We start from the raw sequence: 22872 nt of genomic DNA on the forward strand, positions 1-22872 counted from the left end.
ATGAACCACCACGACCGGTACGAGCGGCGCAACTCACCGCTGCTGAGCGCGCCCGTACACGCCGCCGGACCCGACGGGCCCTGGGCGGACGTGGCCGCGGGCATGGTCCGCAACGGCAACGCCTGCGTCCACACCACCTGGGACGAGTGGCCCGCGGAGCCGGCCTCCGGGGCCGGGCTGCGCCGCCTGCTGGGCCGGGACTGGCTGCGCTACCGGGACACCGCCGACCCCACCGCCCGGCACCGCTTCGTCGCCTCCCGGCTGGCGATCCGGTACACGGCCGCCGCCGCGCTGGGTACCGGGCCCGCGGAACTCGACCTTTCGTACAAGCCCGGTGGACGCCCGTACCTGCGCGGCTTCGACCAGATCGACCTGAGCCTGACCCACACGGACGATCTGATCGCGGTCGGCATCAGCCGCAACGGCCGCATCGGCGTGGACACCGAACCCGCCGACCGCAGGCTGGCCTTCGACCTGCTGCAGGACCAGGTCTGCACCCCCGCCGAGCGCGCCGAGCTCGCGGCGCTGGGGGAACGCGGGCGGGCGGCGGGCATGCTGCGGCTGTGGACACTGAAGGAGGCGTACACGAAGGCCCTCGGGCAGGGCCTTCGGATGGGCTTCTCCGAGTTCGGCTTCGCCACGGCGACCAGCGGGGAGACCGGCCTGCTCGCCCCCGACGGCTCGCCCGCCACGCACGGCGAATGGGCCTTCGCCACCTTCCCCGTGGCCGGGCGCTACCTGCTCAGCGTGGCCTGCCACGACGCCGGACTGGACACGTCCCGGGACAGTGCCGTGGCCACCATGCTCGACGAGGGTTTCGTCGCCATGGTGTCGGCGGCACTCCTGGACCCGGCCTGACCGGGGAGGGGGAGTCCCGGCCGCCCCGCCGGTCAGGCCGTTGAACGCCCGGAAGCAGGGCACATGACACAAGAAACGTGCCAAGTTCCCTGGGGAATCAGACAATCCGATGCCTGAGGCATGTTGTTTGACCTCCTTTTGCCTTATTCTTGACTTCGACTTGACTCGCCTGCTTCAGGGGCGTTTCCGTGGCGTGCGAAGGGAGGAGGGCCGATGGACGACGCCATCACCGTGGTGATCGCCCCCGGCACGCCACCCGCACTCGACCTGGTCGGGCCCCTGGACGCCCCGGTCATGGCCACCGCCCTCGTCATGGCGGCGTCCTGCGGGCCGAAGCTGCGCCGCCACACCGCGACCCACCACACGCTCCAGCTGACCTGCCGGCCGGGCGAAAGGCCCACCGACCGGCCCTCCCTGGCCGGCCGGCTCGCGGACCTGCTCACCGACCCCGCCGCGCGCGACGGCCGCCCGGCGCGGCCCGGTCCGCTGGCCGCCCTGCCGCAGCAGCCCGCTCCCGGCCGGGCCGCACACCTCGCCGGCCCCGCCCCCGGGCTGCCGGCCTCCGCCCGTCAGCGCGAGATCCTCCTCGACACCATCACCGCCCCGCCGGGGCCGCAGCTCCACGTCGGACAACTGCACCTGCGCTGGTACGGGCCGCTGGACCGGCGCCGGTTCGATGCGGCCTGGCAGTCCGTCACCGACCGCGAGGCCGTCCTGCGCGCCGCGTTCGCCCCCGGCCCCGGCCGGGGCGGCAGCGGGCCCGTCGTCAGGGTGCACGAGCGCGTCGAGGCCCGGGTGCGGCACGCCCCGTACGAACCCGACGGGCAGGCCGACTGGGCGGACGTGCTCCGCGGCGAGCGGGAGCGGTCGTTCGAACCGGGCCGGCCCGGCCCGCTGCGCATCCTCCGCGCCGACGGGGAGCCCGGCGCCCACGGCCCCGACGCCCGGATCGCCCTGACCTACCACCAGGCCCTCCTCGACGCCCCGAGCGTACGGGCGCTGCTGCGCGCCTTCCTGCGGGCGTACGCCGCCGACGGCCGCCCGGCGGGCGGCGAGCGGCGCCCCGGGATACCGGACCACCTGCGCTGGGTCGCCGGGCAGGATCCGGGCCCGGCCCGGGAGTTCTGGTCCCGGGCCACCCCGCCCGCCGACGCCCACACCCTCCCGGCGGCCCCGGTCGCCGGTCCGGTCCCGGCTACGGGGTACGGCCACACCCGGGTACGGCTCAACCCGTCCGAGGCGGCCCGGCTGCGCGGATGGGCGGCCGCGTGCGGGGTCCCGGAGAGCACCGCCCTGCACGCCGCCTGGGCCCTCCAACTGCACCGCGCGGCCGCGGCGACCGGCCGGGGCCCCGTCCCGTCCACCGTCGCGTTCGGGGTGACCGTCTCCGGCCGCGGCATCCTGCTCGACGGCGCGGACCGCCTCCCCGGACCGCTCGGCAACCCGCTCCCGCTGTCCGTGGACGTGGACCCGGCGGCCCCGCTGACGCGGCTGCTGACCGACCTGCGGGACCGTGCGCTGGGCCTGTCCGCGTACGAGTGGGTCTCCGCCGGGCAGATCAGCCGCCGGGCCGGGCGCTCCGCACGGACACCGCTCACCGAAACGCTCCTCACCTTCGAACGGCCGCCCGCCGCCCCCGGGCCCGACGGCGCCGCGGACCCGCTGGACGAGGAACTGGCCGCGTCCGACGTGCGCGTGGCCCCGCCGGAGACCGTCGAGGCGCTCACCGGACTGCCGTTCGCCCTCACCGCCCGCCACGACTGGGCGGGCGCCCTCGTACTGACCGCAGACAGCGACCGGACCCGCCTGAGTGACGCCGAAACGGCCCGGATCCTCGGCCACACGGCCCTGTTGCTGCGCGGGCTCCCGGCGGCCGGCCCCGCCGGGACCACCGTCGCCGACGCACTCGCGCTGCTCGACGGCCTGCCCGTACCGGATGCGGTGGCGGTGCCGTACGAGTCCGTGCCCGCGCTGGTCACCCTGCGTCCCGCCGCGCACCCCGGCGCCGGGACGGTACTGCTCGTACCGCCGCCGCAGGCCCCGGACGACTGCTACGCGGCCGTGGCCCGCGCCCACCGGGGCCCGCAGGCGCTCGTCACCCTCGACGCGCCGGCCGGTGCCACGGCCTGCCTGGCGGCGCTGCGGCCCCTGCTCTCCGAGGCGGAACCCTTGCTGCTGGGCTGCTTCTCCGGTGGCGGAGCCGTCGCGTACGAGGTGGCGGAGCGCATCGGCGCCCAGGGCTGGAGGGCCCCACTGGTGTCGATCGGCGGCAGCGCCGACGGCAGCCGGGCCTCGGCCCGCGACCTCGCCCGCGCCCTTTCCGCGGCCATCCGCCAGGAGTCCTCGTAGGCCGTCCCGCCCCGCGGCGGCGGTGCACCCGTACGGGTGGCCGGTGCGCGTGTCCCGGAGGGGATCTGCCAGGGTGGTGGGCCATGTGGACCGGCGGGGTCCTGATGAATGCGAGAGGGGAACTCCATGACCGAGGCCGAACTCAGGGCGCTGTTCGACGAGATCGACACGGACGGCGACGGGCGGATCAACATCGTCGAACTGGCCGAGGGATTCAAGGCCGAGGGCGCCCAGGGGCACCTCGCGGAAGAGGTCAGGAAGGCCATGGCGGCCGATGCGAACGGTGACGGCGTCCTCGACTTCGAAGAGTTCAAGACCCTGCTGAAGTAACGCGATGTAGCGGCATCCGGACAGCCCCCGTCGGTCCCGGCAACGGTCCGTACGGGGGCTGCGTGTCCGGCGCGGCCCGTTACGCGCGGAGGCGGCGGCGGGGGCGCAGGGAGAGGGCCGTCAGGAGGGCCGCTCCCGCGAAGGCCGCACCCGCCGTGAAGCCCGCGGACATCGTCGCGGAGAAGTCGGAGCGTCCCGAGGACGCCGTCACCATCAGGGCGATGCACAGGGAACCGCCCACCGACTGGAGGGCGTTGAGGACGGAGGCCGCGGACCCCAGCTCCTCGGCGCGCAGACCAGACGTGGCGAGCACGGTCGGCGGGATCACGCAGAACGCCATGCCCGCGCCCAGCAGGACCAGCGCCGGCAGCACCCCCGTCGGGTAGGCGCCGTCGGGGCCGAGGGCCGACAGCCACAGGTTTTCGAGGACCAGGGCGGCCGTGCCGATCGCCATCGTCGTCTTCGGGCCGATCGCCCGTTCCACCCGGACGGCCACACCGGCCGTCGCGGCCATCGTCACCGGCACCGGCAGCAGACCGAACGCCGCCTCCAGCGGGGACCAGCCGTGGTGCTGCTGGAAGGACTGGCTCAGGAAGAAGTACGCCCCGATCAGCGCACCGGGCAGGACCAGCATGCTCGCGAAGGCCAGGGCCCGGTCGCGGTCCCGGAACAGCCCGAGGCGCACGATCGGCTCGGCGGCCCGCCGCTGCGTGGCGACGAACGCCGACAGCAGCAGCAGGCCGGCGAGCAGGGGACCAGCGACGAGGGCGTCGCTCCAGGGGCGTTCGGCCGCCTGGGACAGCCCGTACACGAGCGAGGCGGCGCCCAGCGCGGACAGCAGCGCGCCGCGCAGGTCGAAGCGACCCCGGACGCGTGCGGTCTCCGCGATCACCCGCGGCGCGAGCAGGACGACGGCCAGGCCCATGGGGACGTTGAGCAGCAGCACCCAGCGCCAGGAGCCCGCCGAGGTCAGCGCGCCCGCCAGCAGCAGGCCGCCGGCGGTGGAGGCCGCGCCCACGGCGGTGCAGACGGCGATGGCCCGCTTGCGGGCCGGCCCCTCGGCGAACGTGCTCAGCATCAGCACGAACCCGTTGGCCGCGGCGAAGGCGGCGCCGGCGCCCTCCACGGCCCGTACGGCGATCAGCAGTTCACCGGTCGGGACCACCGACCGGACCGCGGCGGCGGCCGTGAACAGCACCACGCCCGCGACGAAGACCCGGCGCCGCCCGAGGATGTCTCCGGCCCGGCCGCCGAGCAGCAGCAGGCCGCCGAACGCCAGCAGGTAGGCACCGACCACCCAGGACGCGGCGAGCGCCGACAGTCCCAGATCGGCGCGGATGCCGGGCAGGGCGATGTTCATGATGGGGTCGTCGAGCTGGATCATCGCGTTGCAGCCCGCGACGACCGCGAGCGCGAGCGCCTGCCGTGCGGGGTGCGGGGCGGGCGCGGCCGCCGGCGACGGGGTCGCCGTCCCGGCCGCCGCCGCGGCGGGGCGCTCGGTTACGGACGCGGACATGCGCTGCCTCCCGTGGTGCACTCGACATCCCGTTGAGGGGGAGTCCTCACGCTTCCAAGGGCCGCTGGAGAAGTGGTGCAGCGCGCACCGAGGGAGGGGGGACGGGTACGGGCGGGGCGGGTGCGCGCGTCGGGACGGGTGCGCGCGGGGCGGGTGCGCGTGGGGACGGGTTCAGGACGGACCGCGCCGCGGCCGGTGCGCCCGTCTACGCGTCGGCCGGTGCGCCGTCTACGCGTCGGCCGGTGCGGCCGACGGTGCGTCGGCCGCCGCCTCGGCCGGCTCCTGCGCCGGCTCGCCCTCGCGGTGGCCGGCCGTCCGGCGCGCCCAGGCCACGGACGGCCCGATGGCCGCCGAGCCGGCCAGGAAGACGGCGCCCATCGCCAGCCAGCCCAGCGAGTCGTCGGCCGACACCAGGAACGACACCACGGCCGGGCCCAGCGTGGCCTGGACGACCACGTGCAGGTGGAAGGCGCCCAGGTACTCGCCCCGGTTCGCGTCGGGCGCCAGGCCGAAGCCCAGCCCGAACCCGCTGGCGGACTGCCACAGTTCGGCCGCGGTGAACATCAGGACGGCCACGATCGCGGCCACACCGGTGAGCCACGCCCCGGTCCAGCCGGCCACCGCGAGCGCCGCGCAGGCCGCCACACTGACCAGGCCGGCCTTGCGGGCCGCGCCGACGGCGCCGTCCAGCGTGTCCGCGCCCTTGGCCGCGGCCACCTGGCACAGCACCACCAGCACCGTGTTCACCGCGAGGATCAACGGCACCATGCCGCGCGGCAGGTCGGTGGTCCGCACGATCCACAGCGGGATGCCGACCAGCAGGACCGCGCTGTGCAGGGCCAGCAGGCTGGACGCGCCGATCACGCTCAGGAAGGGCCGGTCCCGCAGCACCTTGAAGTGCCCGCCGCCGCCCGCGTTCGGCCGGGCCTGAGACGCGGGCAGCCGCAGCACCAGCGCCGCGGCCGCCAGGAACGTCAGGCCGTTGCCGAGGGGCAGCAGCTCCAGCCAGCCGCCGCCCAGCCCGATCAGGGCGGCCGAGGCCAGGGCGCCCCCCGAGAAGCCGACGTTGAACAGGGACCGCAGCGCCGCCCGGGCGGTGACCCGCTCGGCCTCCGGCACCAGATCCATGATCAGCGCGCCGAAGGCGGGCCCGCAGCCGAACTCCAGTGCCCCGATGGCGATCACCACCGGGAAGAACGTCCAGGCCGACCCGACCAGCGGGTACAGCACGTACAGCCCGGCCAGCAGCGTGAGCAGCACGGCCAGCATCTGCCGGGCCCCGAACCGGTCGGCGACCCGGCCCAGCAGGATGCTGGAGACGAACCCGCTGAACCCGGCGAGCGACAGGCCGAGGCCCACCGTCGTGACGGGCAGCCCCGCGACGACGACGAAGTACACCGCCGAGCCCGCCATGAACAGGCCGCTGCCCAGGCTGTCCACGAAGTGCAGGGCGCCCAGGGTCCGCGCCGGGCCCCGCAAGGAGGCGAAATTGCCCTGGAGGAAGGATTTCAGCACGGCAGGTCCGATCGTCGCATGCGGTCAGGAGGGGGAGGGGAGGGAGCGCACCGGCGGCAGCCCGTCGGCCGGTGCCGGGGCCACCAACACGCCGGTGAGGCCGGGCTCCAGCAGGTACGTGCGGGCAGCGCGCGCCACGTCCGCGGCGGACAGCGCCCGCACCCGTTCCTCGTAGCCGCCGAGCCACCCCGGGGGCAGGCCGCTGACCAGCGTCCCGGCGAACACCGAGGCCAGCCCCGAACGGGACGAGCAGGCCATCGCCATCGAGCCCACGGTGAAGTTCTGCGCGCCGAGCAGCTCGGCGGCGCCGAAGGCCCCGGCCGCCAGCCGTTCCAGCTCCTCGTCGATCAGGGCGAGGGCCCGTGCGGCGCCGTCGGGCCGGACATCGGCCTCCAGGGTGAACGCGGCCGAGCCGCCCAGCGGGTCGAGGACCGCGCGCGGGGCGTAGGAGAGCCCCTCGCGCTCGCGCAGCACGGCGGTCAGCCGGCTGCCGAAGTAGCCGCCGAGCATGAGCACGGCCACCTGGAGCGCCGGATAGTCCGGGTGGACCCGCCCCGGCACGTGCCCGCCCAGCCGGATCAGCGTCTGGGGCACACCGGGGGAGAGCAGGGTGGCCGTGCCGCCCGCCGGGCGGCCGTGCGGCGCGGCGGCGGCCCGCGGGGCGAGCCGCGGCGGGGCGGGCAGCAGGGGGCGCGCCGCGTCGAGGAGTTCGCCGGCCGGTCCGCGCCCGACGACCACGGCCCGCCGCGCCGTGACCGGGGCCCCGGCCAGCAGGGCGGCGAGGGCCTCGCCGGTCACCCCGGGCAGGCGGGCGGCGGTGGCCGTGCTCCCGTAGGCGTGGCTGCCGTACACGGCGGCGAGGAAGCCCGCGCGGGCGACCACCGTGGGGTGGCGCTCCGCCGCGGACAGCCGGGCGGCCACCGCGGCCCGGGCCCGGTCGACCCGCTCGGCGCCGAACAGGCCGCCCGGTCCCGGGTCGTGGGATCCCACGCCGCCCGCGCCCCGGTCCTCGGCGCCCGGCCCCTCGGAGCCCAGGCAGGCGCCGATCCGCGCGCACACCTGCGCGAGGTCGCCGGTGAAGGAGCGCGCCGAGACCACGATCCGGTCCGGGCGCGCCTCCGCCCGTACGACGGCCAGCGCGCCGGCCGCCTCCTCCAGTGCCTCGCGCAGCGCCTCCGCGGCCACGTCGACCTCGGTGGCGTGCGCCGCCGCGGGCCCGGGTACCAGCGGCAGCAGCAGCCGGGCCTCGGCGAGGTCGCCGGTGCCGGCGCGGTCCACGGCGACGAGGGTGCCGCGGTCCAGCCCGTGCTCCCGGTGCGCGGGAGCGGTGAAGTGCGGTACGGGTGCGTGCGTGGCCGGGTTCGCAGTCGTCGTGGCCGTCATGCCGGGGCTCCCGTGGTCGTGGGCATCGGTTCCGGTACGGGCTCTGCGGCCGCCGGGAGGCTGGTGATCCGGGCCGCCGGGGCAGTCGCGTACACCCCGGCGAGGCGGGCCACGTCGGCCGCCGACACCGCGTCGACCGCGGCGGGCAGTGCCGCCAGGTGGCCCGGGTCCCCGTGCACGGCCGCGCCGACGCCCAGCCAGGACGCCTGGCCCGCCACCGAGTCCAGCTCGGCGTGCAGGTGCATCGCCAGCCTGCGGCGCAGGGTCGACAGCGGGGCCTCCACCGGCAGGGACCCGTCGGCGATCCGTGCGAAGACGGCGCGCAGGCACTCCTCGGCCGCGTCGGGGGAGGTGTCCACCGGATGCGGGAACTCCACCGCGAACAGCGAGGCGCGGGCGACGTCGAACGGGTTGCCCGTCCGGTTCACGCGGGCCCGGAACGCGCCCCAGGGGTGCCGCCCCGCCTCGTGGCGGGCGCAGTCGCCGCCGACCGTTTCCAGCAGCTCACTCAGCAGGACGGTCGCCAAATGGTCCGCGGGCGCCGCCTGCGGATCGGGGACCCGCCAGCCGAGCACCGTACGGCCCGCGGGCGCCACCTTCTCCGCGCGCTGCCCGTACCGGCTCCCCGCAAGCGGGGACTCGACGGCCGGCCCGCGCTGCCAGGTGGGCCGCGCCGGCACCGGGCCGAGCAGCCGCTCGACCAGCTCCCGGGCCCGGCCGGGGTCGAAGTCGCCGACGACCGCGAGGTGGATGTTGCCGGGTGCGTACGACCGGTCGAAGAAGGCGCGCAGCTCTGCGGGGCCCAGCGACTCCAGCGCCTCGATGTCCCCGTAGCCGTTGTGCCGGTTCTCCCAGGTGTCGTGCAGCAGCTCGGGGAGGTCGAACAGGACCAGTCCGCCGTGCGGGCGCTGGAGCACGTTGCGCCGGATCTCCGCCTGGACGACGGCGATCTGGCCGCGGACGTGCTCCGGGCTCAGGTCCGGTGCGGTCAGCCGGTCCCGCTCGATGCGCAGCCCCAGCTCCAGCCCGTCGGCGGGCAGGATCTGCGTGTACTGGGTGTGGTCGGCGGAGGTCCGCGCGTTCATGGTGCCGCCCATGGCCGTCACCGCCGCGGTCAGCGGCCCGTCGGCCGTGGAGCCCTGGACCAGGACGTGCTCCAGCAGGTGGGCCGCCCCGGCGACGGGCTCGTTGCGGAAGCCGGTCCCCACGTGCAGGCAGGTGGCGACGACCTGGCAGCCGGGCAGCGGCTGGAGCAGCACGCGCATCCCGTTCGCCAGCGTCAGGTCCGTCAGGTCCGCGGTCTCCGTCATGACATCCCCTCGTCGCCGCGCAGGATCGAGAACAGCACCTGGTCGTGCCAGCGGCCGCCCCGCCACTGGGCGGCGCGCAGCAGGCCCTCCCGGGCGAAGCCGGCCTTCTCCAGCGCCCGCTGCTCGGCGAGATTGCGTACGTCGGTCCACGCCTGCACCCGCTCCGCCCGCGTGTGGTCGAACAGGTAGCGGGCCAGCTGCCGCTGCGCCTGCGTGCCGAAGCCGCGGCCGCGGGCGCCGGGTACCAGGCCGATGGCCACCGTCCAGCAGAACGAGGTGTCCATCCGGCCCCAGGTCGACTTGAACCACTCCACGCGGCCCACGGTGTCGCGGCCCGCGACCACGCTCAGCACGCCCCCGTCCGGGCCGAGCAGCCCGTCCTCGGCGTGACGCCGGCGCACCCGCAGGGCGGTCGTGAAACCGAACCACTGGAAGGCGCCCGTGCCCTCCTCGCCGGTGAAGCCCGTCTCGAACAGGTCCAGGTCCTCGCTGGTGACCGGGCGCAGCGACACTCCGCCGGCCGTCATGCGGGCACCCCCGGGGCCGGCTGGGGCCGCGGCTGCGGCCCGCGGTCCAGGACCAGCCGCGGCAGGGGCAGCGGGCCGTCCGCGTCGACGACCTCGCGCCAGCCGGGCGGGGCGACACCGCGCCGCAGGTCGCGGTGGCCGGGCAGCCAGCCGGCGGCGAAGTCCACCAGGGGGCGCAGCGGCACGGCCCGGCACACGGCCGTGCCGACGGCCGTCCGGGCCAGCGGGCCGCCGCAGGCCTCGTACTCCGCGCCCACCCGGTCGAAGTCGCCTTCCCAGACGAGCAGTTCGGGCACCTCGTGCCAGCGGGTGCCGGCCGGGCCGGGACCGGGCAGCGGCCACAGGCCGGCCCGCCGCCCCGGATAGGCGACGGCGTACTCGGCCAGGTGCAGCGCCGTGCACTTGTCCCAGCCGGTGCCGAGCATCAGGACCGTGGCGTCAAGCCGCCACAGCTCACCCAGCGGGCTCTGCGAGGACAGCCGGTACGCGTCCGGGTGGGACCGGGTGATCTCCCGCGCCCGCGGTCCCTCGGCCACGAACGACACCTGCGGATGCGGCGAGCGCAGGCTGCCCGGCAGCGCGCGCAGCAGTTCCGGCAGCACGCCCATGGTCCGCGAGACCGGCGTGCGCAGCGGATCGAAGACCGGCATCGCGGCCGCGGCGGCGGACAGGTCGGTCCGCGCCAGGTCCGCCGCGCGCCAGGTGGCCGGATGGCACAGCTGCGGGGTGAACGCGGGCATGACGAGCGTGCCGTCGGGCCCGACGGCCTCGCGCAGGGCCTCGTACACGGCCTGCGCGCCGCCCACCACGAAGCCGAAGGCGCGCAGCGAGGAGTGCACGATCGCCACCCCACCGGGGCGGACGCCCAGTGCGGCCAGCGCGTCGGCGAGCTGCCGCCGGGTGACGACCGTACGCCCGGGTCCGGTCTCATGCCGCGTCATCGAGGCCTCCCATGGCCAGTTCGGCGAACCGCGCCGCCAGTTCACCCGTCAGCTCGTCGGCGGGTTCGCCGCCCGCCTCGCCCGCGAGGGCGCCCGCGCAGGCCGTCAGCACCCACCGGTACCAGGCCCGGATGTTGCGCGGCCGGCTCAGCGGATGCGCCTCCGACCGGAAGAACGCCACCTCGGAGCGGACGCCCTGGCGGGACAGCTGCCGGTGGACGCGCAGCGTCTCGGTCGGCGGCACCAGCCCGTCGTGCATGCCGTGCGACAGCAGGACGCGGGTGCCCTCCGGCACCGGCCGCACCGGAAGGCTGTTGTCGCGGTAGCCATGGAGCCGCGCCGAGGCGGGCTCCCCGTACTCGCGCAGCCACTGCCAGCCGACGTCGCTGCTCTCCGCGACCTGGACGAGGTCCAGCGGCGCGGCGTGCGAGGCGATCAGCCGCGGCCGCAGCGCCGCGGCCGTGCTCAGCGACAGGTAGCCGCCGAAGCTGCCGCCCATCAGCGCCAGCGGCACCTGCGCCAGGCCCGCCTCGGCCCGCAGCTGCTCCACCTGGCGCACGGCCACCGCGGCGATCCCCGACCGCCAGTTGGCCCAGCCGCCCGGGACCGCCGAGACGTAGCCCAGCGACATCGGGGGCTCGATCAGCGCCACCGCGTACCCGGAGGCGACGAACGGCCACGGGTTCCACCGCCAGGACCACTCGGTCCAGCTCTTGAACGGACCGCCGTGGAAGAACACGACCAGCCCGCGCACCGGGCCGTCCGCGGGCCGGCACAGCCAGCTCGCCAGCGCCCCGGTCGCGCCCGGCACCGCCTGCCGGTGGTACGACAACGTGCCCGGAAGCGGCGGCCGTTCGCTGGCCTCGACCCGCTCGGTGAGCCCGTCGGCCAGGGTGACGACGTCGACCGCGGGGGGCGTGTCCGGCGCGGACACCAGCACCGCGGCCTTGCCGCCGCGGACCAGCACGCTCTCCGCCGATGCCGTGAGCGGGACGTCGCGCCAGCGGTCGCGGGCCGTGTCGTACGCGTACAGCCGGCGCCGCGGGCCGTCCTCGGCCGTGCACACGAGCCGGCCGGGGCCGTCCCAGCCGACCGGGCGCTGCCAGGTGCCGGCCGGAGCGTCGAGGACGGCCGGCTCCAGGGTGCCGGGGCGGATCAGGCAGGCGGACTGCACGGGCGGGGCGTCGGTCGTCGCCGCCGAGGTGGCGAGGTAGGCGACCTGGCCGCCGTCCGGGTCCGCCACCGGGTAGCAGAGGTCGATCCCGTCGAAGAGCAGGCTGCGCACGGTGGCGCCGTCCGCGGCGGACACCGCGAGGAGGCCGAACCGCCGGGTCCCGTCGGGGCGGTGGTGGGCGAGGCCGAGCAGCAGGGTGTCCGGTCCCGACCAGGCGGCCTCGCCGGTGAGGGAGGCGCCGTCCGGCACGGTGACGGACAGGTCGCGGCCGGCGGCGCCGGTGGTGGAGCCGGTCGTGGAGCCGGTGGTGGCGCCGGGGGCGGCGACGTCGACCAGGCGGACCTGCCAGGCGCCCTCGGGCCGGCGGACCGCCGCCAGGCTCGCGTCCGCGCCCGCCGACCAGACGGCGTCGGACCCCTGGAGCAGCCCGTCGGGGTGGGCGCCGAGGGGACCGGCGGTACGGATCACACAGGCGACGGCGGTGGTGCCCGGCCGCGGGGCCAGCGTGGCCACCTCGCCGGTGACGTGCTCGACGACGCGCTCGGTGCCGTCGTGGGCGTACCGGAGGGTGACGGCCCTCCGGCGGACGTAGAGGAAGCCGCCCGGCACGGCGACGGTCTCGCCGGGCTCGGTCACCGACCAGTCGGCCGCCCAGGTCCCGGCGGGGCCGCGACGGTATCCGACCAGGGTGGGGACGAGCGAGCCGAAGCCGTCGGGGGCGTCCGCGCGCAGCAGCAGCCACCCCTCGCCGTCGAAGGCGGCGACGGATTTGGGGCGGGGCTCGGCGGCGAGCGCCTCGACGAAGGCGGTGGCCGGGTCCGGCGCGGTGGCGGGGGCGAAGGTCGTGGGGGTCATCAGGCGGCCGCCCTCTCGGTGAGCAGGGCGACGAGCGCCGGGTTGAACGCGGCGGCGAGCCGGGCGGCTTCGGCCTCGTCGCGGAAGCCGCGCTCCAGGGCGCACAGCCGGTACTCGTGCGGGTGCTGCGCCCCCCACAGCCGGCGCAGGAGCGCGTGCCAGCGGGCGGGCGGTACGGGGGGCGGGCCGGCCGGGGCCGCCAGACGCAGGCACCACTGCTCCAGCTCGGCGGTGCCGGTGCCGGCCAGGGCCTCCGGCGGCAGGTCGGCGTACACGAGCCGGCCCGGACGCAGCCGGAACGTACGGGTCAGCAGCCGGTCCTCGGCGGACCAGTGCGCGGTCGCGGCGGTCGGCCGGGCCAGCCGGGCGTCGGGCCGGGTCGCGGGCGCGAACCCGGCGGCGCCGAGCAGGGCGCCGGAGCCGGCGCCGGCCGGCAGGCCGACGGCGGCCGCGGCCATCCGGCGGGCGTAGGCGCGGTGCCGCTCGGGGAAGTCGGCCTCGAACAGCTGGAGACAGGCCAGGGCGTGCCGCGACCCGACCGCGGACCCGCCGCGCACGGGCCTGCGCTCGAACGCCCACTCGCTCCCGTACGAACTCTCCCAGACGGCCCCGGCCACGGTGGCACCGCCCGCCGCTCCGCCCTCCCCGGCCGGTTCTCCGGCGCGGTCGTCGACCGTGCGGGCCGCGGGGCCCCAGCCGGAGTCGTCGGCGGGCTGCGCCGCGAACTCCGCCTCCAGCAGGCGCAGCGCCGCGAGGGCGTCCTGGGTCTTGACGTCCCCGTGGGCGGCCAGGTGGTCGACGAGGCGCTGCATCGCGGGGCGGGCGGGGCCCGCATGGTGGAGGAGGGCCCGTTCGGAACGCTCGGTGAAGTGCAGGGAGTCGGCCACCTGCCGGATGCCTGCCGCCTCGGCGGCGGAGAGCCGGCCGGCGGCCGTCAGTTCGGCGACTGCGTGCCGGACGGCGACCGTCGCCACCGTGAGGCGGCGCCCTCCGTCGCCGTCAGCGGCATGCAGCACACCCACATCGGCGTCCGCGACCAGCTCGCCGCAGCGGGCCGCCGTGTACACGTGGCCGAGGCCGCGCATGCCGAAGCCGGCCAGCTCCGCGGCGCGCAGCGCGCCCAGGCTGGCCGTGCCCGCGACGCGCACCCCGAGGGCGAGCATCGCGAGGATCTCCTTGTGCCGGATCGGAGCGAAGTGCTGGTAGACGCCGTCGATCACGAGCACCTGGTCTCCGGGCCGCAGGTCCAGCGCGAACAGGTCGCCGTGCCGGATCGGCGGCAGGTACGTGAAGGAGCCTGCGGGCCGTTCGGCCGGAGCCAGCGTCGGGCCCACGAAGGCGAAGCGGGCAGGCGGACGGGCTGTCACGTGAAGCTCCTGCTCGTGAGTTCCTGGGGGCGCGGGTGTTCGAGCACGAGGCCCAGGCCCGGGGCGAAGACCTGGACCACCGCGGGCCACGGCCGGCCGGCCGGGGTGAGGTCCACGGCGATGACGGGCCGCCCGGTGCGGGCGTGCACGGCGTCGACGAGCCCGTCCAGGACCTCGTCCAGGGTGCGGGCGGACGCGGCGCCCGGCGCGGGCAGCGGCTCGCTGCGACCCGGGACCGGGCGGGGGCGGCCCGCGGGGGCGCCCTGGAGCCGGAACGTCCATTCGGGGATGTCGTCACGGCCGCCGCTGACCGTGGAGCCGCGGCTCTGCACGGCCTCCAGCAGCGCCCGTTCGGCCGCGATGGCCGCGTCGGTGTGGCAGCCCGACCCGGCGAAGACCTGCCACATCTCCGGCTGGGTCAGCCGGCAGGTGTACGTGTACGTCCCGGGCAGCGACGGGATCCGCTCCAGCACGGCGTCGGCGCCCGCCTCGCGGATCCGCTGCACGACCGGCCCCAGCCGGTCGCCCAGGCTGCCGGGTTCCACCCGTACGGCGTCGGTGTCGCCGAGGCGCGCCAGCGCGTCGCGCTCGCACAGCTCCAGCAGCCCGTGCAGCGCGGCCTCCACGTGGTCGTTGCCGCCGGCCAGGCCGTTGGTCGTCGTCACGAAGGTGCTCGGCTGCCACTGCCCCGCCGCCCAGCCGCGCAGGCCGACGGCCGCCGCGGGCAGCAGGGCCGGGGCACCGGCGACCAGGTCCCAGCCCGCCACCCAGTCGAGTTCCGTACGGTCGTCGGCCAGCGAGACGGGATGCAGGGACAGTTCGGCGACGCCGTAGCCCGGCTCCAGGTCCCGCGCGCTGCCGTGGGCGACGGTCTCGGGACGGGCCTGCTCGGAGGCGGCGACCTCCAGCGACTCCATCACGGCCGAGATCCGGGCCGACGCGTGGTCGATGCCCTTGCCGGCGCTCGCCACCAGGGTGGCGGCCGCGGGCCGGATCGCGGTCCACACGGGAGTGCCGAGGGTGTCCAGACCGGTCAGGTCGGCCACCCGTGTGATGCCCCGGTCGGCGAGCAGCGGCTCCAGCCGGGCCCACGTCTGCTCCGCGGTGGTGCTGCGCAGGGTGCCCCGGGTGACGGCTGCGGGTCCTCCGCCGGTCAGCCAGGACGGACGCCGGGAGGCCCGCAGCCGGTTCACCGGTGCTCCCTGCGCAGGGTGACGGCGGCCCGGGTGACGGCCTTCTCGTCGGCGTCGGCGAGGTGGGCGAGCAGGGCCTCCCGCAGCAGTTCGGTGCGCTCGGCGGGGGCGTGCCGGTGGTGGTTCTCCTCGAACGCGGTGAAGCGCGGGTCCGCCATGAACGTGGCCAGCAGGACGTTGGCGAGGTTCTCGGCGGTCGGCTCCTCCACCGTGATCGCGATGTGGATGGAGTTGCCCTCGCGGGCCGTCGCGTAGTGCGGCGTTCCGTGCGGCATGTACAGGACGTCGCCGGGGCGCAGGGTGACCTCCACCCGCTCCTCGTCGGCGATCGGGCCCTCGTGGATGGTCGAGTCGCTGGTCGAGCCCGGGTGGATGCGGCCGAAGACCCAGTCCTTGGTGCCGGAGACCTGGAGGACGAAGACGTGCGCGCCGTCGTAGTGGGCCTGCATGGCGGTCTTGCCGGGCGGGCTCAGGAACACGAAGGACTCCAGGCCGCCGCGGAAGTGCGGCTGCATGCCCTGCACGAGCGTGCGGATCCGCGGGTGCCAGTGCTCGGCCTGGTTGAACTTGAAGGTCGCCCCGGCCTCCCAGTCCCGGTGGATCTGCTCGGCCCGGATGAAGCCGGTGAGGTCGTGGCCGACCACGCGCCGCTTGGTGGACATGTCGCTGATCGCGGTGCGCACGCCCTCGTTGAACACGGTGAAGTAGGGGCGGGACAGCAGGCCGCACTCGACCTCGTCCCACATCTCCTGCTCGGTGATCAGGCCGGACAGGTCGGTCTGCGCGCGCAGCACCACGGGCTGGTTCGCCCAGTGGTCCCGGAAGAACACGGCGGGGTCGCCCACCAGATGGTCCAGGAGCGTGGGCAGCCCGTCGGCGGCCGGTGCGGCCTCGGTCCGGGAGGGCGTCCCGGGGGTGTGGGTCGTGACAGTCATCAGCCGATCGCCTCCCGCATCATGTCCACCGCCGTGCGCGTCCACCGCGCGCCGTCCAGGTTCTGGGCCTGCTCGTACAGGGCCGTGCGCACCGCGCTCGTCCGCTCGTCCAGCGGGCGCTGGTGGAAGTGGTGCACGAGCTCCGGCTGGTCCTCCAGGAACCGCTGCAGGAACGCCTCGACCAGGTTCTCGGGGGTCGGGTCGGTCAGCGTGAACGTCAGGTGCAGCGAGGGGCCGTCCACGGCGACCGCGTCGTGCGGCCAGCCGTGCGGGAGGTAGAGCACGTCGCCGGGCTCCATCGTGAACACGTGCGTCGGGCGGGACGCGTCGACGTCCAGTCCCGCGCCGGCCCCGACCTGGTCGGGCTCGGCGTACAGGTGCCACTCCTTGCGGCCCTCCAGCTGGATGGCGACCACGTGGGCGGCGTCGCGGTGCGGCAGCATGCCGCGCGACTCGTCCGGGGTCCAGAAGACGTACGAGTTCGCCGCGACGGGGAGGAACTCCTCCAGTCCGCGGGCGATGTCGCGGGTCTGCCGGTGCCAGTCCTGGAGCTGGTTGAGCTTGAGGGTCGCGCCGCGGTCCATGTGCCGGCGGACGGCGACCGGGTCGGGGAACCCTTCCCGCTTCTGACCGATGACGTCGCGCACCGACGTGTACGAGGTGACGGGGGGCACTTCGCCGTGCTTCAGCAGCGTGAAGTACGGCCACTTCAGCAGGCTCGCGTCGAGCCAGCGCTCGATGTCGGCGGAGCCGAGCAGATCCGACACGTCCACGGCGTTCTTGAGGATGCGGTGCGAGACGCCCCAGGCGTCTTCCAGCAGCCTGTCGCGGAGCGTGGCAGTCAGGGAAGCGGCTGCGGTCATGCGGGGAGCCAGCCTTTCGGTCGGGAAGGGTCTTCGGGATCAGAGGCGCCCGGGAGCGGGATGCTCCCGGGCGGCCTTCTACCTGCTGACTGCCGAGCGATCAGGCCTCGTTGATCTGGCTGAGGACCATCATCGGGGCGTCGTACGCCTCGTCGTTGCTGAGGACCGCGGCCTTGGCCGGGTCGATGACACCCTCACCGGCGAGGCGGGCCTCGGTCGGGTTGGCGACGAGCTCGGTGTCGTTCAGGTTGTTGAGGACATCGCGCAGAGCCATGGGAGAGACCTCCTTGGTGCGCCACTGCGGATCAGTGGCGGCTTGTTAACAGCATGTTCATGTCGACTTGACCGGCCCTTACGTGCGACTGGAGTCCGGGCGGCGCCGCGGGCCGGTCCCGCTGGGGCGGGGAACGCGCGCGGGTCCCGGTCGGGCGGGGACGCACGCAGGCCCCCGCCACGGTGCGTGGCGGGGGCCTGGGCGGCGGGTGTGCCGGGGCTGCTACTGGAAGATCTCCTCGCCGTCGAGGATGTCGAACAGCTCCTCGGCGGTGGCGGCGCTCAGGTCGTCCTCGGGGTCCTCCGCGCCGAACAGCAGCTCCCGCAGGTGCGCGGCGAGCTTGACGGGCGACGGGTAGTCGAAGATCAGCGTGGGCGTCAGCCGGCAGCCGGTGAGCGCGCCGAGCCGGTTGCGCAGCTCCAGGGCCGTCAGCGAGTCGAAGCCGAGGTCCAGGAAGCCGCGGTCCGCCCGTACCGCGTCCTGCCCGGCGTGGCCGAGCACGGCGGCGGCGTGCGCCCGCACGACGTCCAGCAGTGCCTGTTCGCGCTCCTTGGCGGGGAGGGCGGACAGGCGCTCGACCAGCGCCGCGGGGTCCGTTCCCCGGTCGGCCGCGCGGGCCGTCGAGCGGGTGGGCTGGGGGACCAGGCCCTTGAGGAGTGCGGGGAGCTCGTCCGCCCGCGAGCGGAGCGTCGCCGTGTCCACCCGGAGCGGCACCAGGGCCGGGCGGCCCTGGGCGTGGGCCGAGGTGAAGAGCTCCAGGGCCTCCTCGACCTCCAGGGCGGGCAGGCCGCGGGCGGCCATCAGGCGGATGTCCTCCTCGATGGACTCGGTGAGTCCCGTCCTGGCCGCCCAGAGTCCGTACGCCAGGGCCCGCGCGGGCAGGCCCTCGGCGTGGCGGTGGGCGGCGAGGGCGTCGAGGAAGGTGTTCGCCGCCGCGTAGTTGGCCTGGCCGGCGGCCAGCGTGAGCCCGCCCGCCGAGGAGATCAGCGTGAACAGGGCCAGCGGCAGCTCGCGGGTCTGCTCGTGCAGGTACCAGGCCGCGTCCGCCTTCGGCGCCAGGACGGCGCCCAGGCGCTCGGCGTCCATCGTGGCGATCAGGCCGTTGTCACCGGTGCCGGCCGCGTGGACCACACCGGTCAGCGGGTGCGCGGCGGGGATTCCGGCCAGCAGGGCGGTGATCGCCTGCGGGTCGGAGACGTCGCAGGCCGTGATGGTGACCTGCGCGCCGAGCCCTTCGAGTTCGGCGGCCAGTTCCGCCGCGCCCTCGGCGGCCGGACCGCGCCGGGAGGTCAGCAGCAGCCGGCCGGCGCCGTGTTCGGTGACCAGGTGGCGGGCCAGGTGGGCGCCGATGCCGCCCGTGCCGCCCGTGATCAGGACCGTCCCCTCGGGGTCGAGGGCCGGCCCGTCGGCGGCCGGGTCCGTGACCGGGGCCAGACGCGGGACCAGGAGGCCCGCCTCGCGCACGGCGCTCTCCGGCTCGGCCGAGGCGACGACCTCCGTCAGGCCCTCGAGGCCGGTGCCGCCCGCCGGAAGGTCGGTGAGCAGGATGCGGCCCGGGTTCTCCGCCTGGGCGGCGCGTACGAGACCCCACACCGGGGCCTGCACCACGTCGACGCCCTCCCCGGCGCCGGCGGCCACCGCACCGCGGGTCGCCACGACCAGCGTGGACCGTTCGAACCGCGGGTCGGCCAGCCACTCCTGGACGACGTCCAGGGTGCGGCCCGCCACCGAGCGCACGGCCTCGGGGACGGGACCCCCGGCCTGCGGGACCGCGAAGACCACCGCACCCGACACCGCGCCCGCGGGCACCTCGTCCCATGCCTGGAACCCGGATCCGGCGGCCGGCGCCACGGGTGCCGCCGCACGCCAGTCGATCTCGAACAGGGTGTCCTGCCGGCCGCCGCCGAGCTGCTCCGGCGAGACCGGGCGGAACGTCAGCGCGCCGATGGAGGCCACGGGGGCGCCGCTGCGGTCCGCGAGGTCCAGCGACAGGTTGTTCTCGCCGTGCCTGGTGATCCGCACCCGCAGCGAGGTGGCGCCGACCGCGTGCAGCGACACGTCCGACCAGGAGAACGGCAGCTCCGTCTGCTCCTCGCCGGTGACGCCCTCGCCGACCCCGAGCGCGTGCATCGTGGCGTCGAGGAGGGCCGGGTGGATGCCGAAGAGGGCGGCGTCCTCGTGCGCCTCCTCGGGCAGTTCGATCTCGGCGTACACCGAGTCGCCTTCGCGCCAGGCGGCCTTGAGCCCCTGGAACACCGGCCCGTAGTCGTAGCCCTGCCGGAAGAGGAGCTCGTACGCGTCGCTGACGCGCACCTCCCGCGCACCGGCCGGGGGCCACGCGGTCAGGTCGGCGCCGGCGGCGGCGGGCGCCGTCCCCAGCAGGCCCTCGGCGTGCAGCAGCCACGGGGTGTCGGGCAGCGCGTCCTGGTGCCGTGAGTGGATGCGGATCGTACGGCGGCCCAGGTCGTCGGGGCCGACGGAGACCTGGAGGGCCACCCCGCCGCGGTCGGGCAGGACGAGCGGCGCCTGGAGGACGAGCTCCTCCAGGGCCGGGTAGCCGACCTGCTCACCGGCGTGCAGGGCGAGTTCGACGAAGCCGGTGCCGGGCAGCAGCACGGTACCCAGGACGTCGTGGTCGGCGAGCCAGCCATGCGTGTCGACGGAGAGGCGGCCCGTGAAGGTCACCCCGTCCGTGTCCGGGGAGGGGATGACCGCGCCGAGCAGCGGGTGGCCGGCCGGGGTCAGGCCGAAGGCGGAGGCGTCCCCGCCGAGCGGGTTCTCGATGATCCAGTACCGCTCCCGCTGGAACGGGTACGTAGGCAGGGCCACGGGCCGGGCCGCGGTGCCCTCGTAGAACGCCGCCCAGTCGATCCGGGCGCCCGCGGCGTGCAGGTGCGCCAGCGCGGTCAGCAGGCTGCGGGATTCGGGGCGGTTCTTGCGCAGCACCGGCTCGACGACCGCGTCCTCGGAGTCCAGCGTCGTGCGGGTGAGCGCGGTCAGGACCGCGTCGGGGCCCAGTTCGACGAACCGGTTGACGCCCTTGCCCGCCAGGTGGCGGACGGCGTCGGTGAAGCGGACCGCCTCGCGGACGTGGCGCACCCAGTAGGCGGGCGAGGCCAGATCGGCGTCCGTGGCGAGCCGGCCGGTCACGTTCGAGACGATGGGGATCAGCGCCGGCCGGTACGTGACGCTCTGCGCGACCAGGTGGAACTCGGCCAGGGCCGGCTCGACCAGCGGGGAGTGGAAGGCGTGCGAGACGCGCAGCCGGGTGGTCTTGCGGCCCCGGCCGCCGAACTCCTCCGTGATCGCCTCGACGGCCGCCTCGGCGCCGGAGACCACGATGGAGCGGGGACTGTTGATGGCCGCGATGCCGACGACGTCGCCGACGTACGGAAGAACTTCCTCCTCGGTGGCCTCGATGGCGGCCATGGCCCCGCCGGCCGGGAGCGCCTGCATCAGGCGGCCGCGGGCGGTGACCAGGCGGGCCGCGTCCTCCAGCGACAGCACCCCGGCCACGTGGGCCGCGGTGATCTCGCCGATGGAGTGCCCGGCCAGGAAATCGGGCCGCACGCCCCAGGACTCGACGAGGCGGAACAGGGCAGTCTCGATGGCGAACAGGGCGGGCTGGGTGTAGGCGGTGCTGTTCAGCAGCGCCTCGTCCGCGCCCCAGACCACCTCGTAGAGCGGGGTGTCCAGGTACGTGTCCACCGCGGCGACGACCTCGTCGAAGGCGCGGGCGAACACCGGGAAGGCGGCGTGCAGTTCGCGGCCCATGCCCAGGCGCTGCGCGCCCTGGCCGGTGAACAGGAAGGCCGTGCGGCCGTCCCGGACCTGGCCCTCCACCACGCCGGCGTCGGCGATCGCCCCCTCGGCGAGGGCCGACAGGCCGGAGAGGAGCTCCTCGCGGTCCGCGCCGACCACGACCGCCCGGTGCTCGTGCGGGGTCCGGGTGGTTGCGGTGGAGTAGCCGAGGTCGGTGAGCGCGAGCGCCTCGTCCGCGGCGACCCGGGCGTGCAGCTGCGCGGCCTGGTCGGTCAGGGCCCGCGCCGAGCGGCCCGACAGGACGACCGGGACCAGCGGGAGTTCGCGGGCCCCGCCCTGCGGCTCGGCGGGCTCCGTGGCCGGCGCCTCCTCCAGGATGACGTGCACGTTCGTACCGCTGAGGCCGAACGAGGACACGCCCGCGCGGCGCGGGCGCTCGCCCGCCGGCCAGTCGACGGCCTCGGTCAGCAGCTGGACGTTGCCCGACTCCCAGTCCACGTGCGGGGTCGGCTCGTCCAGGTGGAGGACCTTGGGCAGCAGGCCGTGCCGCAGCGCCTGCACCATTTTGATGACGCCGCCGACGCCGGCCGCGGCCTGCGTGTGGGCCAGGTTGGACTTGAGCGAGCCCAGGTACAGCGGCTTGTCGCCGGCGGGCCGCCGGCCGTACGTCGCCAGCACGGCCTGGGCCTCGATCGGGTCGCCCAGCGTCGTGCCCGTGCCGTGGGCCTCGACGGCGTCGACGTCGGCGATGGTCAGGCCGGCGTTCTCCAGGGCGCTGCGGATGACGCGCTGCTGGGAGGGCCCGTTGGGGGCGGTCATGGAGCTGGAGGCGCCGTCCTGGTTGACGGCGGAGCCCTTGATGACGGCGAGGACCTCGTGCCCGTTGCGGCGGGCGTCCGAGAGGCGTTCCAGGACGATGACGCCCACGCCCTCGGAGCAGCCGGTGCCGTCGGCGTCGGCCGAGAAGGACTTGCAGCGGCCGTCGGCGGCCATGCCGCGCTGGTGGCTGAAGTAGAGGAACATGTCCGGCTCGGTCATCACGGTGACCCCGCCGGCCAGGGCGAGCGTCGACTCGCCCGAGCGCAGCGACTGGGCCGCCAGGTGCATGGCGACCAGCGAGGAGGAGCAGGCCGTGTCGATCGTCAGGGCCGGGCCCTCCAGGCCCAGGCTGAACGCGACGCGGCCGGTGACCAGGCTGCCGTCGCTCGTACCGGGACCGTAGTCGTGGTACATCACGCCGCCGAACACGCCCGTCTTGCTCTTGCGCAGGGTGTGCGGGGCGATGCCGGCGCTCTCGATGGCCTCCCAGGAAGCCTCCAGGAGCAGGCGCTGCTGGGGGTCGAGGGTCAGGGCCTCGCGCGGGGAGATCCCGAACAGGGCCGCGTCGAAGTCGCCGGCGTCGTAGAGGAAGCCGCCCTCGCGGGTGATGGTCCGTCCGGGCTTGCCCGGCTCGGGGTCGTAGAGGGCGTCGGTGTTCCAGCCGCGGTCCTCGGGGAACGCGGAGACCCCGTCGCGGCCCTCGGCCACGAGCCGCCACAGGTCGTCGGGGGAGTTGACCCCGCCGGGGTAGCGGCAGGCCATGCCCACGATCGCGATCGGCTCGGAGGCCCGGTCGGCCCCCTCGGCGAGCTCGCTGTTCTCCCGCTTCAGCCGCTCGTTGTCCAGCATGGACTGTCTCAGAGCGGTGACGAGTTGTTCCACTGATGCTTCCACGATGACC

At 75.7% G+C, this 22872-nt stretch carries 16 protein-coding genes; 3 read left to right on the forward strand and 13 right to left on the reverse strand.

Features of this window, described 5'->3' with window-relative positions:
* From ACIPK4_RS26220 to ACIPK4_RS26230, 3 genes are all read left to right on the forward strand, one after another.
* On the forward strand, window positions 1-858 hold the full coding sequence (locus tag ACIPK4_RS26220) for a 4'-phosphopantetheinyl transferase family protein (RefSeq protein ID WP_402316533.1): 858 nt from the start codon (window positions 1-3) through the stop codon (window positions 856-858).
* 213 nt (window positions 859-1071) lie between these two features.
* Window positions 1072-3207: a condensation domain-containing protein gene (locus ACIPK4_RS26225; protein WP_402316537.1), complete on the forward strand. Its 2136-nt coding sequence runs from the start codon at window positions 1072-1074 to the stop codon at window positions 3205-3207.
* Between the two features lie 108 nt (window positions 3208-3315).
* Window positions 3316-3537, forward strand: a complete 222-nt coding sequence (locus ACIPK4_RS26230) for an EF-hand domain-containing protein (protein ID WP_082410599.1) — start codon at window positions 3316-3318, stop codon at window positions 3535-3537.
* 79 nt (window positions 3538-3616) lie between these two features.
* Here ACIPK4_RS26230 and ACIPK4_RS26235 read toward each other — a convergent pair whose 3' ends face one another.
* From ACIPK4_RS26235 to ACIPK4_RS26295, 13 genes are all read right to left on the reverse strand, one after another.
* Window positions 3617-5053, reverse strand: coding sequence for an MFS transporter (locus ACIPK4_RS26235; RefSeq protein ID WP_402316540.1), 1437 nt, complete (start codon window positions 5051-5053; stop codon window positions 3617-3619).
* A gap of 228 nt (window positions 5054-5281) precedes the next feature.
* Complete coding sequence (locus tag ACIPK4_RS26240; RefSeq protein ID WP_402316542.1) at window positions 5282-6568, reverse strand: MFS transporter; 1287 nt, start codon at window positions 6566-6568, stop codon at window positions 5282-5284.
* 24 nt (window positions 6569-6592) lie between these two features.
* Complete coding sequence (locus ACIPK4_RS26245; protein WP_402316543.1) at window positions 6593-7951, reverse strand: M16 family metallopeptidase; 1359 nt, start codon at window positions 7949-7951, stop codon at window positions 6593-6595.
* The gene (locus tag ACIPK4_RS26250; RefSeq protein ID WP_402316546.1) at window positions 7948-9261 is read right to left on the reverse strand and encodes a M16 family metallopeptidase; all 1314 of its coding nucleotides are present in this window, start codon (window positions 9259-9261) and stop codon (window positions 7948-7950) included. Before ACIPK4_RS26250 ends, ACIPK4_RS26245 begins: the two co-directional genes overlap by 4 nt.
* Window positions 9258-9788: a GNAT family N-acetyltransferase gene (locus ACIPK4_RS26255; protein ID WP_054222268.1), complete on the reverse strand. Its 531-nt coding sequence runs from the start codon at window positions 9786-9788 to the stop codon at window positions 9258-9260. The genes ACIPK4_RS26250 and ACIPK4_RS26255 overlap by 4 nt, the downstream gene beginning before the upstream one ends.
* A complete protein-coding gene (locus ACIPK4_RS26260; RefSeq protein WP_402316549.1) occupies window positions 9785-10729 on the reverse strand; it encodes an aminoglycoside N(3)-acetyltransferase in 945 nt (314 codons plus the stop codon). The genes ACIPK4_RS26255 and ACIPK4_RS26260 overlap by 4 nt, the downstream gene beginning before the upstream one ends.
* Entirely contained in the window at window positions 10716-12758 is a 2043-nt protein-coding gene (locus tag ACIPK4_RS26265; protein WP_402316552.1) for an alpha/beta hydrolase family protein, read from the reverse strand. Before ACIPK4_RS26265 ends, ACIPK4_RS26260 begins: the two co-directional genes overlap by 14 nt.
* Window positions 12758-14125, reverse strand: a complete 1368-nt coding sequence (locus tag ACIPK4_RS26270; RefSeq protein ID WP_402316554.1) for a TfuA-like protein — start codon at window positions 14123-14125, stop codon at window positions 12758-12760. The genes ACIPK4_RS26265 and ACIPK4_RS26270 overlap by 1 nt, the downstream gene beginning before the upstream one ends.
* Window positions 14122-15318, reverse strand: a complete 1197-nt coding sequence (locus ACIPK4_RS26275; protein WP_402316557.1) for a YcaO-like family protein — start codon at window positions 15316-15318, stop codon at window positions 14122-14124. The genes ACIPK4_RS26270 and ACIPK4_RS26275 overlap by 4 nt, the downstream gene beginning before the upstream one ends.
* A complete protein-coding gene (locus tag ACIPK4_RS26280) occupies window positions 15315-16253 on the reverse strand; it encodes a JmjC domain-containing protein (RefSeq protein ID WP_402316559.1) in 939 nt (312 codons plus the stop codon). Before ACIPK4_RS26280 ends, ACIPK4_RS26275 begins: the two co-directional genes overlap by 4 nt.
* Window positions 16253-17116 (reverse strand): JmjC domain-containing protein, encoded by an 864-nt coding sequence (locus tag ACIPK4_RS26285; protein WP_402316562.1) that lies wholly within the window; start codon window positions 17114-17116, stop codon window positions 16253-16255. Before ACIPK4_RS26285 ends, ACIPK4_RS26280 begins: the two co-directional genes overlap by 1 nt.
* Before the next feature lie 100 nt (window positions 17117-17216).
* On the reverse strand, window positions 17217-17390 hold the full coding sequence (locus tag ACIPK4_RS26290) for a hypothetical protein (protein WP_159044106.1): 174 nt from the start codon (window positions 17388-17390) through the stop codon (window positions 17217-17219).
* Between the two features lie 222 nt (window positions 17391-17612).
* On the reverse strand, window positions 17613-22853 hold the full coding sequence (locus ACIPK4_RS26295; protein WP_402316565.1) for a type I polyketide synthase: 5241 nt from the start codon (window positions 22851-22853) through the stop codon (window positions 17613-17615).
* Between the last annotated feature and the right edge of the window lie 19 nt (window positions 22854-22872).

Source organism: Streptomyces sp. NPDC086989 (assembly GCF_044745505.1).
In the GTDB taxonomy this organism is placed as follows: domain Bacteria; phylum Actinomycetota; class Actinomycetes; order Streptomycetales; family Streptomycetaceae; genus Streptomyces.

Coding starts and splice junctions, on each gene's coding strand:
- ACIPK4_RS26220 (WP_402316533.1), top strand. CDS start 1: ATGAACCACCACGACCGGTACGAGCGGCGCAACTCACCGCTGCTGAGC.
- ACIPK4_RS26225 (WP_402316537.1), top strand. CDS start 1,072: ATGGACGACGCCATCACCGTGGTGATCGCCCCCGGCACGCCACCCGCA.
- ACIPK4_RS26230 (WP_082410599.1), top strand. CDS start 3,316: ATGCGAGAGGGGAACTCCATGACCGAGGCCGAACTCAGGGCGCTGTTC.
- ACIPK4_RS26235 (WP_402316540.1), bottom strand. CDS start 5,053: ATGTCCGCGTCCGTAACCGAGCGCCCCGCCGCGGCGGCGGCCGGGACG.
- ACIPK4_RS26245 (WP_402316543.1), bottom strand. CDS start 7,951: ATGACGGCCACGACGACTGCGAACCCGGCCACGCACGCACCCGTACCG.
- ACIPK4_RS26250 (WP_402316546.1), bottom strand. CDS start 9,261: ATGACGGAGACCGCGGACCTGACGGACCTGACGCTGGCGAACGGGATG.
- ACIPK4_RS26255 (WP_054222268.1), bottom strand. CDS start 9,788: ATGACGGCCGGCGGAGTGTCGCTGCGCCCGGTCACCAGCGAGGACCTG.
- ACIPK4_RS26260 (WP_402316549.1), bottom strand. CDS start 10,729: ATGACGCGGCATGAGACCGGACCCGGGCGTACGGTCGTCACCCGGCGG.
- ACIPK4_RS26265 (WP_402316552.1), bottom strand. CDS start 12,758: ATGACCCCCACGACCTTCGCCCCCGCCACCGCGCCGGACCCGGCCACC.
- ACIPK4_RS26280 (WP_402316559.1), bottom strand. CDS start 16,253: ATGACTGTCACGACCCACACCCCCGGGACGCCCTCCCGGACCGAGGCC.
- ACIPK4_RS26285 (WP_402316562.1), bottom strand. CDS start 17,116: ATGACCGCAGCCGCTTCCCTGACTGCCACGCTCCGCGACAGGCTGCTG.
- ACIPK4_RS26290 (WP_159044106.1), bottom strand. CDS start 17,390: ATGGCTCTGCGCGATGTCCTCAACAACCTGAACGACACCGAGCTCGTC.